Origin of the sequence: Lysinibacillus sp. FW12, assembly GCF_050817245.1 — a bacterium.
GTDB classification, from domain to species: domain Bacteria; phylum Bacillota; class Bacilli; order Bacillales_A; family Planococcaceae; genus Lysinibacillus; species Lysinibacillus irui.
Window position 1 is genome coordinate 739738 of the sequence record NZ_CP139094.1, and the last position, 16764, is coordinate 756501.

The 16764-nt window shown below is 35.9% G+C and carries 18 protein-coding genes; 12 read left to right on the forward strand and 6 right to left on the reverse strand.

The genetic code is table 11. The features are described 5' to 3' along the window. Positions 1–13 precede the first annotated feature (13 nt). Positions 14–1009 carry a M23 family metallopeptidase gene (locus tag SJW71_RS03770; protein WP_274794563.1) on the reverse strand — a complete coding sequence of 332 codons (996 nt, stop codon included), beginning with the start codon at positions 1007–1009 and terminating at the stop codon, positions 14–16. Between the two features lie 215 nt (positions 1010–1224). Here SJW71_RS03770 and SJW71_RS03775 point away from each other — a divergent pair, with 215 nt between their 5' ends. From SJW71_RS03775 to SJW71_RS03785, 3 genes are all read left to right on the forward strand, one after another. Then, a complete protein-coding gene (locus tag SJW71_RS03775; protein WP_322606347.1) occupies positions 1225–3120 on the forward strand; it encodes a PrkA family serine protein kinase in 1896 nt (631 codons plus the stop codon). Between the two features lie 173 nt (positions 3121–3293). Then, a complete protein-coding gene (yhbH, locus tag SJW71_RS03780) occupies positions 3294–4451 on the forward strand; it encodes a sporulation protein YhbH (RefSeq protein ID WP_274794561.1) in 1158 nt (385 codons plus the stop codon). A gap of 44 nt (positions 4452–4495) precedes the next feature. Continuing rightward, positions 4496–5899 (forward strand): SpoVR family protein, encoded by a 1404-nt coding sequence (locus tag SJW71_RS03785; RefSeq protein ID WP_274794560.1) that lies wholly within the window; start codon positions 4496–4498, stop codon positions 5897–5899. Positions 5900–5954: 55 nt separating this feature from the next. Here the strand turns inward: SJW71_RS03785 and SJW71_RS03790 are convergent, their stop codons facing one another. Further along, positions 5955–6371: a hypothetical protein gene (locus tag SJW71_RS03790; protein WP_312507233.1), complete on the reverse strand. Its 417-nt coding sequence runs from the start codon at positions 6369–6371 to the stop codon at positions 5955–5957. 191 nt (positions 6372–6562) lie between these two features. Between SJW71_RS03790 and SJW71_RS03795 the strand changes: the two genes are divergently transcribed. After that, positions 6563–7438 (forward strand): radical SAM/SPASM domain-containing protein, encoded by an 876-nt coding sequence (locus SJW71_RS03795; protein ID WP_274794558.1) that lies wholly within the window; start codon positions 6563–6565, stop codon positions 7436–7438. A 35-nt stretch (positions 7439–7473) separates the two neighbouring features. On the opposite strand, the gene SJW71_RS03800 is transcribed toward SJW71_RS03795, so the two are convergent. Further along, positions 7474–7863, reverse strand: a complete 390-nt coding sequence (locus SJW71_RS03800) for a helix-turn-helix domain-containing protein (protein WP_274794557.1) — start codon at positions 7861–7863, stop codon at positions 7474–7476. A gap of 212 nt (positions 7864–8075) precedes the next feature. Between SJW71_RS03800 and SJW71_RS03805 the strand changes: the two genes are divergently transcribed. Then, a complete protein-coding gene (locus tag SJW71_RS03805) occupies positions 8076–8732 on the forward strand; it encodes a hypothetical protein (protein WP_274794556.1) in 657 nt (218 codons plus the stop codon). A 46-nt stretch (positions 8733–8778) separates the two neighbouring features. Here SJW71_RS03805 and SJW71_RS03810 read toward each other — a convergent pair whose 3' ends face one another. Next, on the reverse strand, positions 8779–10452 hold the full coding sequence (locus SJW71_RS03810) for a ribonuclease J (RefSeq protein ID WP_274794555.1): 1674 nt from the start codon (positions 10450–10452) through the stop codon (positions 8779–8781). Positions 10453–10694: 242 nt separating this feature from the next. Between SJW71_RS03810 and SJW71_RS03815 the strand changes: the two genes are divergently transcribed. After that, positions 10695–11459 (forward strand): DUF2935 domain-containing protein, encoded by a 765-nt coding sequence (locus SJW71_RS03815; protein WP_312507232.1) that lies wholly within the window; start codon positions 10695–10697, stop codon positions 11457–11459. A 55-nt stretch (positions 11460–11514) separates the two neighbouring features. Here the strand turns inward: SJW71_RS03815 and SJW71_RS03820 are convergent, their stop codons facing one another. Next, positions 11515–12009 carry a L,D-transpeptidase family protein gene (locus SJW71_RS03820; protein WP_274794553.1) on the reverse strand — a complete coding sequence of 165 codons (495 nt, stop codon included), beginning with the start codon at positions 12007–12009 and terminating at the stop codon, positions 11515–11517. 132 nt (positions 12010–12141) lie between these two features. On the opposite strand from SJW71_RS03820, the gene SJW71_RS03825 reads away from it, so the two are divergent. From SJW71_RS03825 to SJW71_RS03850, 6 genes are all read left to right on the forward strand, one after another. Further along, complete coding sequence (locus tag SJW71_RS03825; RefSeq protein WP_274794552.1) at positions 12142–12375, forward strand: hypothetical protein; 234 nt, start codon at positions 12142–12144, stop codon at positions 12373–12375. Between the two features lie 44 nt (positions 12376–12419). Further along, positions 12420–12629 carry a hypothetical protein gene (locus SJW71_RS03830; protein WP_274794551.1) on the forward strand — a complete coding sequence of 70 codons (210 nt, stop codon included), beginning with the start codon at positions 12420–12422 and terminating at the stop codon, positions 12627–12629. A 13-nt stretch (positions 12630–12642) separates the two neighbouring features. Beyond that, positions 12643–12840, forward strand: a complete 198-nt coding sequence (locus tag SJW71_RS03835; protein ID WP_322606336.1) for a gamma-type small acid-soluble spore protein — start codon at positions 12643–12645, stop codon at positions 12838–12840. 80 nt (positions 12841–12920) lie between these two features. Further along, positions 12921–13112, forward strand: coding sequence for a cysteine-rich CWC family protein (locus SJW71_RS03840; protein ID WP_322606335.1), 192 nt, complete (start codon positions 12921–12923; stop codon positions 13110–13112). Between the two features lie 94 nt (positions 13113–13206). After that, complete coding sequence (locus tag SJW71_RS03845) at positions 13207–13791, forward strand: DUF305 domain-containing protein (protein ID WP_274794548.1); 585 nt, start codon at positions 13207–13209, stop codon at positions 13789–13791. A 283-nt stretch (positions 13792–14074) separates the two neighbouring features. Next, positions 14075–15826 carry a protoglobin domain-containing protein gene (locus tag SJW71_RS03850; protein ID WP_274794547.1) on the forward strand — a complete coding sequence of 584 codons (1752 nt, stop codon included), beginning with the start codon at positions 14075–14077 and terminating at the stop codon, positions 15824–15826. A 44-nt stretch (positions 15827–15870) separates the two neighbouring features. On the opposite strand, the gene SJW71_RS03855 is transcribed toward SJW71_RS03850, so the two are convergent. After that, complete coding sequence (locus SJW71_RS03855; RefSeq protein ID WP_431811759.1) at positions 15871–16473, reverse strand: metallophosphoesterase family protein; 603 nt, start codon at positions 16471–16473, stop codon at positions 15871–15873. Positions 16474–16764 lie beyond the last annotated feature (291 nt).

Genomic DNA, 16764 nt, shown 5'->3' on the forward strand with positions numbered 1-16764 from the left:
AAAGAAATAAAACCTACTTTTTTTGATTTTTTGCTTGCCGCTCCCATTGCAGTAAGGAAGGGTATGGATCAAAAGCCCATTCAGTTCTACCATTAAATTTGTAAATACCATAATGGAGATGGGGTGGGAATTTACCTGATGTCCCTTCTTTTCCGTATCCTGAGCTTCCTACATAGCCAAGAACTGTGCCAGGCTTTACAATGGTGCCTACTTCAATATCCTTATGATAGCTCCCAAGGTGGGCATAATAGTGATAGGAGTTATGATTGTCACGAATTCCGATACGCCAGCCACCAAATTGATTCCAACCTTTTACCTCGACAATACCATAGGAGGTAGAAAGTACAGGGGTTCCGTAGCTTGCAAAAATATCGGTTCCCTCATGGATGCGACGTCCACCCCACCCTCTATTTGCGCCCCAAGTGCCTTTGTAGCTATAATCAGAGCGAATATTAAGTGGGAAGGTATGGGCATCAAGTTCCGTTGTTTTAAAATGTCTGTATAGTGTTGAGATAGTGAAAATTTGATTAACGGCTTCTTCACTTCCGTAATATTCCCATAATGCTAATTTAAAATCCTCATCAGTCGTTCCAAATTTCCCTAAATAACTAGCCATGGAAAAGATGACATCCTCATCATCCTTTGGACTAGCGATTCCGTCATGATTACCATCAAGGCCCATTCCTCCGAAATAGCTAATCGTTTCAGGTGAGGTATCTTCCTTTACAGGATTAAATGCACCTGACCAATATTCATCAGAGAATTGTATAGCCAAATAGCCTTCCCGTTTAGGGATATCTTTACGAACAGACTGTAAATTCCTTTCATACTGATCAATAGCTGCTAAAAAATACCAGGGGATGAGTAATTCATCGAATTGTACATAATAGGTCATACGCTGCTGTAAAATTTCTTCTTCTGTAAGCTCTTCTTTTGCATAAGCTGCAGAAGGATAAAGTAGCATCCCTAAAAGTAAACATGTGAAAAGAAATTTAAAATGGCGATTCAATGATAATGGACCTCCTTTCTAACGTTAGAATAACCGAATTTTTTATCTTCATTCAGTAAGCTTTTATGTATCAAAATCGTCGGTAAATTCCCATTGTTGTAGTTAAAAAAATATAAATAATAAGAAGAAACTTCATCAAAGAAAAAGTAATGGGTATCATCATGTCATTTACTTCATACTATGTTATAAATCAAGCCCTGAATGGAGGGAAGGCTATTAACATTTTAGATAAAGTGAAAAACTATCGCGAAGAAGAAAACAGGCTGAAGTGGGAAGGGACATTTGCAGATTATTTAAACATCCTTAGGGAAAGACCTGAAGTTGCTCAAACAGCCCATTCACGCGTCTACAATATGATAAAAAGTGCTGGTGTAGTGGAACGCGATGGGCAAAAAATGTACAAATTTTTCGGACAAGAAATTTTTGGGCTTGAAACAGCAATTGAAAGACTGGTGGAGGAATATTTCCATCCAGCAGCACGCAGGTTAGATGTTAGAAAACGTATTTTATTATTAATGGGACCTGTAAGTGGTGGTAAATCCACAATAGTTACTTTATTGAAACGCGGATTAGAGCAATACTCACGCACAGATGAGGGTGCGGTTTACGCAATTAAGGGATGTCCGATGCATGAAGATCCACTGCATTTGATTCCACATCATTTACGTAATGACTTTTTTGAAGAGTATGGCATAAGAATTGAAGGAAGTTTATCGCCTTTAAATACGATGCGTCTTGAAAAGGAATACGAAGGGCGTATTGAAAACGTAATGATTGAACGTATTACTTTTTCAGAAGACAAACGTGTTGGTATAGGAACATTTACACCATCAGACCCTAAATCACAAGATATTGCTGATTTAACAGGAAGTATTGATTTTTCTACAATTGGCGAATTTGGCTCAGAGTCTGATCCTCGTGCTTATCGTTTCGATGGTGAGCTGAACAAGGCCAATAGAGGAATGATGGAATTCCAAGAAATGCTGAAGCTTGATGAAAAATTCTTATGGAATTTATTATCCCTAACACAGGAAGGGAATTTTAAAGCGGGTAGATTTGCTTTAATTAGTGCAGATGAGTTAATCGTTGCTCATACGAATGAAACAGAATATCGATCCTTTATTTCTAATAAAAAGAACGAGGCATTACATTCTCGAATTATCGTTATGCCAATTCCATATAACCTTAAAGTAAGTCAGGAAGAGCATATTTATGAAAAGATGATAAAAGAGAGTGATATGTCCCACGTCCATATTGCACCGCATGCTTTAAAGGCTGCAGCAATCTTTTCGGTTCTGACTAGATTAGAAGTACCGAAAAAACAAGGTGTGGATCTAATTAAGAAAATGCGCTTGTACGACGGAGAAAATGTGGAGGGATTTAATTCCGTTGACTTAGAGGAGCTGAAAAAAGAGTTTCCGAACGAAGGCATGAACGGTATTGATCCACGCTATATTATTAACCGTATTTCTTCTGCTATTATTCGCAAAGAAGTACCATCTATAAATGCTTTAGATGTCTTACGAGCTCTAAAGGATGGATTGGATCAGCATGCATCTATTTCTCAAGAGGATCGCGAAAAGTACATGAATTATATTGCGGTTGCTCGTAGAGAGTACGATGAAATTGCTAAAAATGAAGTACAAAAGGCTTTTGTATACTCATATGAAGAATCTGCGAAAACATTAATGAACAACTATCTAGACAATGTAGAGGCATTTTGTAATAAAAATAAGCTTTATGATCCACTGACTGGTGAGGAAATGAACCCTGATGAAAAATTAATGCGCTCGATTGAGGAGCAAATTGGAATATCAGAAAATGCTAAAAAGGCATTCCGTGAGGAGATTCTCATTCGAATTTCAGCCTATGCACGAAAAGGCAAACGTTTTGACTATAATTCTCATGAAAGATTAAGAGAAGCGATACAAAAGAAATTGTTTGCAGATTTGAAGGATGTTGTGAAAATTACAACTTCCTCTAAAATGCCAGATGAATCGCAACTGAAGAAAATAAATGAAGTCGTAGCAAGGCTCGTAGATGAGCATGGCTATAACACCACATCGGCAAACGAGCTGCTACAATATGTAGGTAGTCTACTCAATCGTTAATTGACTTTTACGTTTACAAGTCAGATAGGAGTGTCCCATTTTTAGGGCACTCCTTTTATTATCAAAATAAGGTTTTCATTAGATGCACAATTGATTTTACGAAAAAAGTTCAAGAATTTGGCTCACAAGCATAGTATAGAAAAAGCGAATTTGATAGATGGGTGAGGATAAAAATGACTGAACACGAAAATAAACGCTTTGTTATCTCTCAGGAAAATTGGTCCCTCCATCGTAAAGGGCACCAAGACCAGCAACGTCATATGGAAAAAGTGAAAGATGCGATTAAAAATAATTTACCAGATTTAGTTAGTGAAGAAAGTATTGTGATGTCCAATGGTCGCGAGGTTATTAAAATACCGATTCGTTCACTTGATGAATATAAAATTCGTTATAACTATGATAACTCTAAGCATGTAGGGCAAGGACAAGGCGATAGTAATGTTGGAGATGTAGTGGCGCGGGATGGCAGTAAAGCAAATCAGGCGCAAGGTAAAGGAAAAGAAGCGGGTGACAAGCCTGGCCAAGATTATTATGAAGCGGAAGTAAGTATTGAGGAAATTCAAAACATCTTATTTCATGAACTTGAGTTACCCAATCTACAGCAAAAAGAAAAGGCAGATATTAAAACCGAAAAAATTGAGTTTAATGATATTCGCAAAAAGGGGTTAATGGGTAACGTTGATAAAAAACGTACCATTTTAAATGCGTTAAAGCGAAATGCGATGTATGGAAAAGCCGAAATAACACCTATCCATAATGATGATTTACGTTTCAAAACGTGGGATGAGGTTGAAAAACCAGAATCCAAAGCAGTAGTGCTTGCCATGATGGATACAAGTGGCTCGATGGGATCCTTTGAAAAATATTGTGCACGTAGTTTCTTCTTTTGGATGACTAAGTTCTTACGGTCAAAATATGAAACGGTGGAGATTGAATTTATTGCCCATCATACGGAGGCGAAGGTTGTCACAGAAGAGGAGTTTTTCACGAAGGGAGAGAGTGGGGGAACTATTTGTTCTTCAGCTTATAAAAAGGCATTGGAATTGATACAGGATAAATATCATCCATCTCGCTACAATATTTACCCTGTCCATTTTTCAGATGGTGAAAATATTTCGATGGATAATGAAAAATGTTTGAAACTAGTAGGAGAATTAATGGATGTATCCAGCATGTTTGGCTATGGTGAAGTCAATCAGCATAATCGTTTCTCAACACTTATGTATACGTATAAGAAAATTGATGATCCCAAATTTAGATATCATATTTTGAGAAAAAAAGGCGATGTATATGATGCCTTAAAAAGCTTTTTTAAGAAAAATGAAGAATAGTATGATTGTTTGATTAGCATCACGTTCAAAGGAGGGGACGTAAAATGGACACGAAAGAGCTTCATCGAGCAATAGATGAAATTACCGAAATTGCCACTAGCTTTGGCTTAGATTTCTATCCAATGCGTTATGAAATTTGTCCAGCGGATATCATTTATACATTTGGTGCCTATGGTATGCCTACCCGCTTTTCCCATTGGAGCTTTGGCAAACAATTTCATAAAATGAAGCTTCAATATGATTTAGGACTTAGCCAAATCTATGAGCTCGTCATTAATTCTAATCCATGCTATGCTTTTTTACTTGATACAAATACATTGACCCAAAATAAATTAATTATCGCCCACGTTTTAGCGCACTGTGATTTCTTTAAAAATAATGTCCGTTTTTCCAATACAAGAAGAGATATGGTAGAGAGCATGACCGCAACGGCTGAGCGTATAGCTGGCTATGAACGAGAATATGGCAAAGATGAGGTTGAACAGTTTTTAGATGCAGTTTTAGCGATTCAAGAACATATTGATCCATCTATTTTACGACCGAAGTTATCCTGGAGTGAGGACGATGAGCTTGATGAGGAAAAACCACCAACAAAATCACCATATGATGATTTGTGGAGCATAGAAGAAAAGGAAAAAGTTTATAAACCTATCCGCCGCAGATTAAAGCAATTTCCGCCGCAGCCAGAAAAGGACCTGCTGTTGTTTTTAGAGGAGCATAGTCGTGAGTTGGAAGAATGGCAACGTGATATATTAACGATGATGCGGGAGGAAATGCTTTATTTTTGGCCTCAATTAGAAACGAAAATCATGAATGAGGGATGGGCATCCTTCTGGCACCAACGAATTATGCGGGAGTTAAAGCTAACAACCGCTGAGACCATCGAATATGCAAAATTAAATGCAGGGGTCGTGCAACCCTCCAAAACATCGATAAATCCATATTACCTCGGGATTAAAATATTTGAAGATATTGAAAATCGCTATAATAACCCTACAGAGGAAATGAAGAAGTTAGGTGTACTGCCAAATTCGGGGCGTGAAAAGATTTTTGAGGTAAGAGAGGTAGAATCCGATATTTCCTTTATCCGAAACTACTTAACTAAGGATTTAGCGAAGCGTGAAGATTTATATTTGTTCCAAAAGAAAGGTAATGAGTATCGTATTACTGATAAGGATCATGAGATGGTTCGAGATCAGCTTGTATCGATGCGTGTCAATGGTGGCTTTCCTTATATTGTGGTGAAAAATGGTGATTATTTACGTAATGGTGAGCTTTATTTAGTGCATGGCTACGAAGGAATGGAGCTAGACCCTCATTATTTAGAAAATGTATTGCCATATATTTATCAGCTGTGGGGACGTCCGGTTCATCTAGAGACGTATGTGGATAATAAACCAATGCTTTACTCCTTTGATGGTACAAAAAACTATAAACGCAATGTGTAACCAAAAGCTTCTATCTGTTGAACCTGCTCGAACAGATAGAAGTTATTTAGATCGTCTATTCACCTTCTTCAGTTAATACATCATTTTCCTTTTCATTACTTTCACTATGGTTAGAAGATGAGTGGATATCGCTATCAATGACTAGGCTGTCCCGCACCTTTATGCCTTGCTGCCCACCAGCCTCATCATTATTATTACCAGCTATGCCACTTCTGCCATTACCATCAGCAAATTGAGAATTGACGTTACGGGTGTGACTACCATCACTAGCGTTTTGTCCTCCTTGGTTAGCATTTGTCCCCACATCATGGTTGATTTGTCCTCCACCTTCTGCTCGTTGTGCAAAGTGAAAATCTGTATTTCCTATATTGAATGTCAAATTAATTGTTATATGGTTTTTGGCTGACTTATTAGAGGATTCGTTTTCAGGTTCTTCTGGTCCATAAAATTTCTTTGAGTTAAAGCTAGACATCGTTTCTCCTCCTTTCGTTTAATATTACTATTAGGATATTAGTGCTTTGTAAGATCACTTGTACGTGTAGCCATGTTCTATAGAGAAAAGGGTGTTTATATGAAAACTCGTCGAATTTTGCTATCTATACAATAAATTTGTTAAAATAAATAGGATTTGAATATTTAGCGAACTGGAACGGAGAAGCAACATTGAGAACATTTAAAAAGGTTTATATAGAGATAACTAGTGTCTGTAATTTAGCATGCAGTTTTTGTCCACCAACGGCACGTGCAAAAGGTCTTATAAAAGTAGAACAATTTAATAAAATATTAGATGAGATTCGACCGCATACAAAATACATTTATTTGCATGTGAAGGGAGAGCCGCTTTTACATCCAAGAATTGATCAATTATTAGATGCTGCCCATGAAAAGGGTTTTAAAGTCAATATTACAACGAATGGTACGTTGATTAAAAAGAACCATGAAAAAATATTAGGAAAACCAGCATTACGTCAAATTAATTTTTCATTGCATAGCTTTGATGGTCATGAGGGTTCCGAAAACCGAGAAAAGTATTTAGAGGATATTTTGACTTTTGTACGAGCGTCTAGAGAATATAATACAATTATTTCTTATCGTTTATGGAATTTACAAAGGGATCATGTTTCTGATATTGCAGCACGTCGCAACCGTGAAACATTAGAAATTTTAGAAAAAGAATATAATCTTGACTATCGCATCGAGGAAAAAGTAGAGCCGGGTAAAGGGGTCAAAATTGCCCCTCATGTTTATTTGAATCAAGATCATGAATTTAGATGGCCAAGCTTGCTCGAGCATGAGGATGAAGGAAAAGGTTTTTGTCACGCACTTCGTAGTCAAGCAGCAATTCTTGTAGATGGGACCGTTGTGCCTTGCTGCTTAGATGGTGAAGGAGTTATTAATTTAGGAAATGTCCATGAAAAATCCTTCTCTGAAATTGTAGAAGGGGAACGTGCTACTAAAATTGTAGATGGATTTTCACGAAGAGAGGCTGTTGAAGAGCTTTGTAGAAAATGCGGCTATCGACAAAAATTTGGCATGTAACGACTAAAACGTAATAAAGAAACAGCTCCAATGCGTCATTGACCATTGGAGCTGTTTTTTTTCGATTGAGAATCAATTGTATCTAAAAAATCCTTTGTAATACGAACTACATATTTTACCTCGTCTAAATTTCGTTCTCTTAATAATGATCGATGAATGTCTAGCATGAGGTTCTTTTCCTCAATATCAGTAACGCCTGATAATTTTTGAAAATTAAAAAGCTCCTCAGGGGCAATATCTAAAGCCTTCATGATTGTTTCCAATGTACTTAGCGTAATATTTGATTGACCGTGTTCAATATTAGACACTCGCCCTTTACTGAAACCTAACTTACCTGTTCTTTCGGCCACTTCCTCCTGACTTAGCCCTTTGGATAATCTAATAATGCGGAGCTGTTCACCTACTAGCTTTAAGAAATCTGACATATGATTCACCTCTATGTTAAAAGCTAGTGAAAAACAAAGGAGTTGACTATACTATTATAGTGGTATAATAGAGAAAATGTTATATTAAAATGGTACAATCTTTAGAGTAGTAACTTTTATTAGACAAATGACCTAATTGAATTACTAGGTATAATGCGTTAATGAATGTTACAGAAAGGGTATAACTTGAGACAGAGGATTGGAGGGTTCACATGGTGAAACAGGTTTTTTTAGAAGAAGTAGCAAAAATTCAAATTGGCAATAGAATTATGAATGATCAATTTTTTACTAGGGAAGGTACTCCATTTATAACTGAAGAAACGTTACTGAAATTATTGATAGAAGACGATTTTAGTCAAGTGCCTAGGATAGATTATTCGATTAATGAGTTTACCGTTTTACAAGTGCCTGCGAAAAGTATTCTTCTTAATAAAATAAATTTGAAGGAAGCATCCATTTATCGATGTAATAAAGATATATACATTGGACATGGTATCATTGCCATTATCCCGAATGAATCTATTGTTATCAGTGATTATTTATTTCATTTTTTAAAATGGTACCAAGAAAATAAGGAAAAGCGTAATATTTATCGGCTAATGCTTGAATTACCTCCTATAGATATTCAGCTTAAAATAGTTCAACTATTAAATGCTATTCAACATTTAACAATGAATAAAGACTCTTTAGTAATGGCGGTAGAGGAGCTTCCACAGCGTTTCGATCATATTTCAAGCCAAGCAAAGCAGCATTCAAAAGACTTACATCATGGCTTTGAACAGATCCAACATCTTTATAGTGAAATGTTACATAAAATTTTCAATGGTGATTTTTTGAATGACACTCTTCGACAGCTAGGAAACCAATAAAAAATAAGTCGGTGCAAAAGGATGTAAAAATCCTTGCACCGACATGTTAAATTTCGATAATAATCGGTAAAATCATTGGCTTGCGTTTCGTTTGTGCAAACAAATATTGTCCTACAGCCCTTTTAATTTCTCTTCGTAGAACATGTATTTGTTGTCTATTTTCTTCTTGAAGCTCATTGACTATTTCTTTAGTAAGGACATTGACCTTATTTAAGAGCTCCTCGAAATCCTTTGCATAAACAAAACCTCGTGAAATAGTATCTGGTTCGGAAATAAAAGCACCATCTGTTTTATTAAGTGTCAAAACAATGACAAGCATTCCATCTTCTGATAACTGTTTGCGATCTCGTAGAACAATTCCTTCGACTTCTCCTATTCCGATACCGTCAACATACGTATCACCAGCTGGAATTTTACGTGTTTGTCTTGCCTTTGAATTTTCAATATCAACGACATCACCGTTCTTCATAATAAATGTATGTCCCTTTTGAACGCCAACGGCTTCAGCTAATAAACGATGTTGATGTAACATACGGTACTCACCATGAATAGGAATAAAAAATTTAGGCTTCATGAATGTTAACATAAGCTTCAAATCTTCTTGATGTCCATGACCTGAAACATGCATTCCAGTATGACTAGAAGATCCATAAATGACTTTTGCACCTAGTTGAAACAAATTGTCGACAATACGAGAAACACCCTTCTCGTTGCCTGGAATAGGAGAGGCCGCTAGAATAACGGTATCGTCTGGTAGGATTTTTACTTCACGATGGTTGCCATTTGCTAAACGAGCGAGTGCGGCTAGTGGTTCACCTTGGCTACCTGTGCATAGCACTACAACCTCCTCTGGTGGAAGGTATTTAACTTCGCGAGCATCAATCAGCATATCTTCTGGAACATTTAAATAACCGCGTTGAATTGCAACATCAACGACGTTCACCATACTGCGACCTAATAATGCTAACTTCCTATTCGTAGTAATAGCGGCATTAACAATTTGTTGGATACGATTAACGTTGGAAGCAAAAGTTGAGATAATTACTTTACGTTCAGCGTGTAAAAAGGCTTCTTCGATATGATGTCCGACAAGTTGTTCAGAAGGCGTTAAACCTGGCCTTTCTGCATTGGTACTTTCAGAAATAAGAACTAACACTCCGTTCGATCCAATTTCTGCCATTTTGTGAATATCGGCGAACTGATTATTCACAGGTGTTAGATCAAATTTAAAGTCTCCTGTATGGACAACATTTCCTTCGGGTGTGGCTAGAACGATTCCTAAACAATCGGGAATACTGTGATTGGTTCTAAAGAAACTAATATCTATTTGTCCTAGATGTAAAGAAGAGTCAGCGTGAATTTCAATTAAATCGGTTTCTCTTAAAAGTTTATGTTCTTTTAACTTTAATTCAATAAGACCTAAAGTGAATCGAGTTGCATAGACAGGTACATTTATTTTTTTTAGTAGATAAGGTACTCCACCAATATGATCCTCATGTCCATGAGTCACAATTAAAGCTTTAATTTTTTCTTTATTTTCAAGTAAATAAGTAATATCAGGAATAATTAAATCAATACCAAGCAAGGTCTCATCTGGAAACTTTGCCCCACAATCAATAATGATAATGTCATCTGCATACTGCACTACATACATATTTTTTCCGATTTCGTTAATGCCACCAAGGGCGAATATGGATAATAACTGTTTACTTGTAGACAACGTATTCCCTCCTATAGTTTTCACTAAATGCATTAAAAATTTCTTTAGCCATAGGTAGTATAGCTTTTCATATTTCATCCTATACGATATTTACAATGAACGATCTATTTATATGGATTGCTACTATTTGAATTGCTCGATGAATAGAATGGAGAGATATCCTTACGAACAGCATGTTTCTGTTTAAATTTTTTTGTTCCTTAAAAGTTAAACTCAAAATTTAAAATAAAGGGGGTAAATGATTGTCTAATTTTGTGCAACATGCCATTTTCGAACATCGATTTTGGCTAGAAATCATGCAAAACCACGCTCAATTTATTCATGACGCACTTTATCCTTCAGAAAAAGGTGATATTCAAAGAGCTAATCAGTATATCCTACAATTCTCACAGCTACTTACTTATATTCCTTCTCTCGATGATTCAAATGCTGTTTCGTTTTCAGTAACAGTGGATGACAATGTCGAGCAATTGAAGCAATACAAACTTCATCTACTTAGACATCAACTGTCGGGTGATATTGGGATCCATTTAACGCCTACATTTATCAATCACATGATTAATGAATTAGAAGAATACCAAAATGTACTGAGTTACTTGAAAAAAGGTGAGGCTCCACCAATCTTTCACGAGCTACATCATCATTTAGTGTGGCTTTTAGACGCCTCTGGACACGCAGGCATCATCAATGATGATTTAGATGGTGTAGAGAAACGATTAAAGCAGAAGAGTCATGCATTTGCTAAGCATTTTGAAGGATTTTATTTAAAGGCAGTCGAATTAACGGGCTATTTACGTACAAATATGCATTCTTTTCCAGCTTTAAAGCGCTTTAATCAAGATGTAGAAATCGAAATGGCTTTATTTAAGACGTTTTTAAAAGAATTAGAAGAAATGGAGTTAAGTGCAGAGGTATTAGGCACATTTACAGCGCCAATGGCAGACCATATGTGGCGTGAAGAGCAATACTATTTAACAAAGCTTGCACAAGCTAGAAGCGATGGGTAAAAATAATAAACAAGGCTATCTTATTTTGATTCATCAAAAAAAGATAGCCCTTTTATTATGGATGGATTATTACTTCCGTACCAATAGGCACAATACTTGCTAACTCTTCAACATCTCGATTATGCAAGCGAATACATCCGTGTGAAACAGCATGCCCAATGGAACTAGGATTATTAGTGCCATGAATTCCGTAGTGTTCTTTAGATAAGCTCATCCACATCGTTCCAAAAGGACCACCTGGGTTTGGGGCTTTATTGATGATAATAAAACTGCCTACTGGTGTTTCATGTAACATGCGTCCCACTGCAATAGGGTATTGTTTTTGAAGGATATTGTCTCTATACAAGCGTAGCCAACGATTATTGGTGGATATCTCAATACGATATGGAATTGTATCAGGATTGGGAAAGCCAGGAATAGCAATTTGTTGACCAACTAAAAGATGATCTGGCTGAATCCCTGGATTAGCAGCAATGATTGATGTGATAGAGGTGCGATAATCTTGAGCAATTTGGGACAGTGTTTCTCCCGCTTTGACTGTATGATTCAATCTTGATTTCCTCCTAAGCATTGGTAATTGTTTTACTATATGCTTGAATGATTTAAGTAATTTTAAGAACGTAAATTTTTCAGCTCTTTGGATAGAATATAGAGTACCATGTATAGCCAAGGAGCATTGAGAATGAAGGAATTTAAGATTACTTATTTTTTTGATGAGATGCATTATGTGAGAAGATTTATTTATATTGAATCTCAGCAAGAAGCAGAGCAATTGGTTAAAAGTGAAAGAGATCAATATATATCCTTTACAGACAGTAGAGGTATCTATCATGAATTGCATACAAGGCATGTACGAGTTATTCAAATATCTGAATATCATCGTATTGATAAAAGTACAAAACAGAAAAACACATAATATATCCAGCACTACACACATTATAGGTAAAGGAGTGTGACAAGATGGATATGAATAAAGTACCACATCAAAAGAAAATGTTTATGAATTTAAATAGTAAAGATAAGCCTGATATGGTTGAATCAGATAACATTAGTCTTTTCGATTTGCATGAGGATATGCAAACTGTAGACGCTATTCCAATTGAAGAACTTAATAAGAGAGTGGAAAGAGAAGGCGATGAATTGATTGAAATGCAGCCTGATGAATTATAGGAGGTAGAAGTATATGCATGATGAAAAAGAAGGCCAATTTACCTCTGCGGGTACAAATATTAATGAAGTGAAGCAAAAAAACGCAGAGGCAGGATTATCCTATAATGACGTAAAGGCGCTATTGGCTAAAACCGGAGGACATGGGACGGCTATCTATAGTGATACAGATTTTGAAGAAGTAAGACAAGAAATACACAAGAATCAGCAATAAATGTATGGGGAGGAGTAAGGTATTGAGTGCTCTTCCTTTTTTACTTTACAATGGTGAGTAAAGTAAGGGAGGTGAGCATCTTGTTAACAGGAGAAGAGAGTTGTCCATTATGTGGGGGGAAAAACCATTGTGGTTTAGTAAAAGGTGAAAAAGAATGCTGGTGTATGACAGTCAACTTTCCAGAGAAAGTTTTAAAAGTTGCACAGAAAGAGTCAGATAAATGTATTTGTCAAACATGCTTAGATACATATAAAGAAAAATACAAGCATTGAGAAATGATGCATCCGTAATTATTAAGCAATTGGTACAATTGTCTATCGCACAACAACCTAGCGGGCATACATTACTCTGAAAGGAGTGTGTCTAATGGTTAAACCAATTGAACTTAGTAATGTAACAAAGGCATATTTAGAGGAATATCAACGAATCCTCAAAAAAATGATGCAGGGTATGACCTATGTAACCATTACTTGTAGTATTTCAGAAAATTTTATTAAGCAAATCATTCCTCATCAAGTAGCGGCAATCCAAATGTCAGAAAATGTTTTACGCTACACAACAAATATTCCTGTACAGGATCTCGCATTAGAAATCATTCGAACACATACAGAAATGCTTGAAAGTCTTGAAGCGATACAAAATCGATGTTGTGTCGTACAAAATTCAGAGTACGAATTATACGAGTATATGTGTGCTTACAAAGAAATCACGGAAGCAATGTTTAATTGCATGTGTGCACCACCAGTATCCAATAGTATTAACATTAACTATTTAAGGGAAATGATTGTCCATCATCAGGGAGGTATAAGACTAGCACAAAATGTCCTTAGATTCTGTATTTGCCAAGAATTAATTCCAATTCTAAAGTGCATGATTCAAACGCTTTGTGAGCAACTAGAGGAGATGGAAAAGTTACTGGATAGCTTACAAAATTGCGATTGCGAGTGCTAGGTCAAATTTTAATCTTATACGGTAAAAAACGCTAAAGTCAAATGATGATTTTAGCGTTTTTTCTGCGTAAAAATAGTGTTTATCTAGAAAATGAGAAATTGTCAATAAGGTGGACAAAAAAATAAGAAAGTGTAAAGAATTTTTGGAGAATCTACTTTTGTTTTTTTATTGTTGGTAAAATATATATGTTTTATTTTGTTGAAGGTAATGAGGAAAGATCTATAATTCGTTTTAAAACACTGGGAATTTATATTTACTTTAGATTCGAAAAGGAGTGGGAACTATGTTCAAAAGGAAGAAGATTAGTCAAAACTATGATTATTTCTCAGCAACAAAAAACTCAGACATTGAGGCCAATGAACGTTTTAAAGAAAAACTAGATTTTCTTGCTTTGTCTAGAATAAGAAGGGAGTCTGTAGGTTTTTTACGTAAAATGTATGAGAACAATCGTCAGCATATACTGGATAATTTTTATGATCGTCTACTGGAAATTCCAGAGTTTAACCAGGTCATCAATACGCATTCATCAGTAGAGCGTTTGAAAGGCTTATTTGATTCACATTTTATTAGCTTATTTGACGATGAGTTAGATTTAGATTATGTATTTAAACGACGTAAAATCGCCTACATTCATGCTCGCATTGGTGTACTCCCGAATTGGATGATTTCAGCCTATACGTTGATCAATCAATTAATTATTCCGCTTATTGTAAAAGAACTATCACGAGATCAAGAAAAAATGCTTGATGTTTTATTGTCTTATGATAGCTTAGTAACGATTGACCAACAAATTATTTTGGAGACCTATATTGAAATTCAAGCAGGATCTGTAGTGAACGGTTTAGGCGAAATCATTACTTATAATACACAGTTAGATACAATAAAGGAATTGATTGAATTTCAAGATATTCAACATCAGGAAATTATTGCGGCAGACCAATTGATGCATGAGTTAGATGAAAGTATTGAAGAAATCGCCACATCTGTTGGTGATATTTCCGAGCAAACAAAGCAGGCGTTTAAAAAATTAAATGAGGATTTGGAATCTTTACAACAAATTTCATCCATTTTGCAAACGACCGATGAGGGGCATAAATCCATGCAGGAGGATATCAAACGTTTAGTAGATCGTGTAAATAGCGTCGCAAAACTAATGGAATTAATTAAGAAAATTGCAGATCAAACTAATCTGTTGGCATTAAATGCATCAATTGAGGCGGCTCGTGCCGGTGAAGCAGGGAAAGGCTTTGCGGTTGTTGCAGAGGAAGTGCGAAAACTTGCAGATGATACAAATACATCTGTTAAATCGATACATACAGATATCCAGGAATTACTTCAAATTACGCAAAATATTAGTTTTTTAACAACACAATTTTCACAAGATTTACATCAAGGTGTTACGGATACCTTACATGTTTCACAAACCCTTGGAGAAATAAACAGAAATTTACAGCAGCAAGGAGCTCGTTTTGAGGAAATAGCTACTACAACCAAGGTACAAGCACAATCCGCTACAATTATTTCTGAACGTAATCATACAATCACAGAGAGTATGCAAAAAAGTAAGGTAATTGTTTTTGATATGGGTTCTGCCATTTATAAGCTAAGTAAAATGATTGATGGATACCGATCAACAACGATTTCTAAAAACTTTATTATTAGCCAAGAGGATATTATTCAATTAGCGATTACAGACCATTTATTATGGCGTTGGAAGATTTATAATTTACTGCTGGGCTTTGAAGCGATGACTGAACAGGACGTAGGTTCACCGGAGGAATCGCGCCTTGGCGAATGGTATTATGGCACAGGCAAAAAGCTGTTAGGTGATGAGCGGGCCTATATAGAGCTTGAACAACCGTTTATTCATATACATGATATAGCTAAAAAAGCAGTCCGTGAATATAATACAGGTAATAAAGTGGAGGCTGAGAAATACCTGGAGGAAATTACGGAAGAATCTTCTGTTGTCATAGAAAAACTACAGGCGTTAAAGGAAATTTTACTAAACAGTAAAAAACAATATATACATTAAAAATTTGAGCAGGCTAGTTAAAACTAGCTTGCTCTTTATGTTTGCTATTCAGTTACGTTTATAGTAGGGGGGACACACATAAATGTCACTGTCCGTTTTTTACTATCATAGAGACACCATTCACGGTGGTCAATAACTGAACCTACGTTAACCCCATATTGTTTCTCTTGTATTGCAATCGGTTGGCCGTAACGAATACGGATAGGTAATTTTTTTTGCTGATGATAGAGTCCCGATTCATGGCTATGACCAAAGAATAACAATGGTTGATGAAAAGGAGGAAATGTAGGTTGCCAGTTGACGTTCCACTTAAATTGATGTCCGTGCATAAGTATCGCACCATCAATCTCTATTGACTCAGGTAAAGCTTTAAAACGTTGGATGCCTGTAACTTGAGTAATGCGTTCTTCTTGATTGCCTCGTATAGACGGGAAGGTTAGTAGTTCTTCAAATTCATTTTCTACTATGGCTGCCTTTTCCAACGACAAGCCAGACATAGTTTGCGCCTTTTTCTTACTAACAGTGCATTCATATAAATCACCTAACCCAATGATGGTTGCTTCCTCTGCTGTTTGTTGTATATGAGCAAGAACAGCTTTAGTATCTTCTATATTAGAATGTAAATCTCCTAAAAGTGCATAAAGCATGTAAATCCGGCCTTTCCTTTAATAATCGTACAAACATCATACACCTATTAGAAATTACTAGAAAAGTAAAACGTCTAAGAATATTTCTTTAATTTGAACGTGAGGAAAATTGCCAAGAAATTCATTGCTTGTTAAAATATAATCATAATTTTCTGAATTTTATTGATTTTGTGTACTGGTGTTAATTTAGCGGTATTCCATGTAAATAGGGAAGACCTGTTAAACGTGTATATGGCAATGAAAGTGTAGGGACATCATGTTATCCCAAAGGTTCCACTCAAATGTATGGGA

Excerpts from the sequence above, each read along its gene's own strand:
- yhbH (WP_274794561.1), top strand. The coding sequence starts at position 3,294 with ATGACTGAACACGAAAATAAACGCTTTGTTATCTCTCAGGAAAATTGG.
- SJW71_RS03785 (WP_274794560.1), top strand. The coding sequence starts at position 4,496 with ATGGACACGAAAGAGCTTCATCGAGCAATAGATGAAATTACCGAAATT.
- SJW71_RS03790 (WP_312507233.1), bottom strand. The coding sequence starts at position 6,371 with ATGTCTAGCTTTAACTCAAAGAAATTTTATGGACCAGAAGAACCTGAA.
- SJW71_RS03800 (WP_274794557.1), bottom strand. The coding sequence starts at position 7,863 with ATGTCAGATTTCTTAAAGCTAGTAGGTGAACAGCTCCGCATTATTAGA.
- SJW71_RS03805 (WP_274794556.1), top strand. The coding sequence starts at position 8,076 with ATGGTGAAACAGGTTTTTTTAGAAGAAGTAGCAAAAATTCAAATTGGC.
- SJW71_RS03825 (WP_274794552.1), top strand. The coding sequence starts at position 12,142 with ATGAAGGAATTTAAGATTACTTATTTTTTTGATGAGATGCATTATGTG.
- SJW71_RS03830 (WP_274794551.1), top strand. The coding sequence starts at position 12,420 with ATGGATATGAATAAAGTACCACATCAAAAGAAAATGTTTATGAATTTA.
- SJW71_RS03835 (WP_322606336.1), top strand. The coding sequence starts at position 12,643 with ATGCATGATGAAAAAGAAGGCCAATTTACCTCTGCGGGTACAAATATT.
- SJW71_RS03845 (WP_274794548.1), top strand. The coding sequence starts at position 13,207 with ATGGTTAAACCAATTGAACTTAGTAATGTAACAAAGGCATATTTAGAG.
- SJW71_RS03850 (WP_274794547.1), top strand. The coding sequence starts at position 14,075 with ATGTTCAAAAGGAAGAAGATTAGTCAAAACTATGATTATTTCTCAGCA.
- SJW71_RS03855 (WP_431811759.1), bottom strand. The coding sequence starts at position 16,473 with ATGCTTTATGCACTTTTAGGAGATTTACATTCTAATATAGAAGATACT.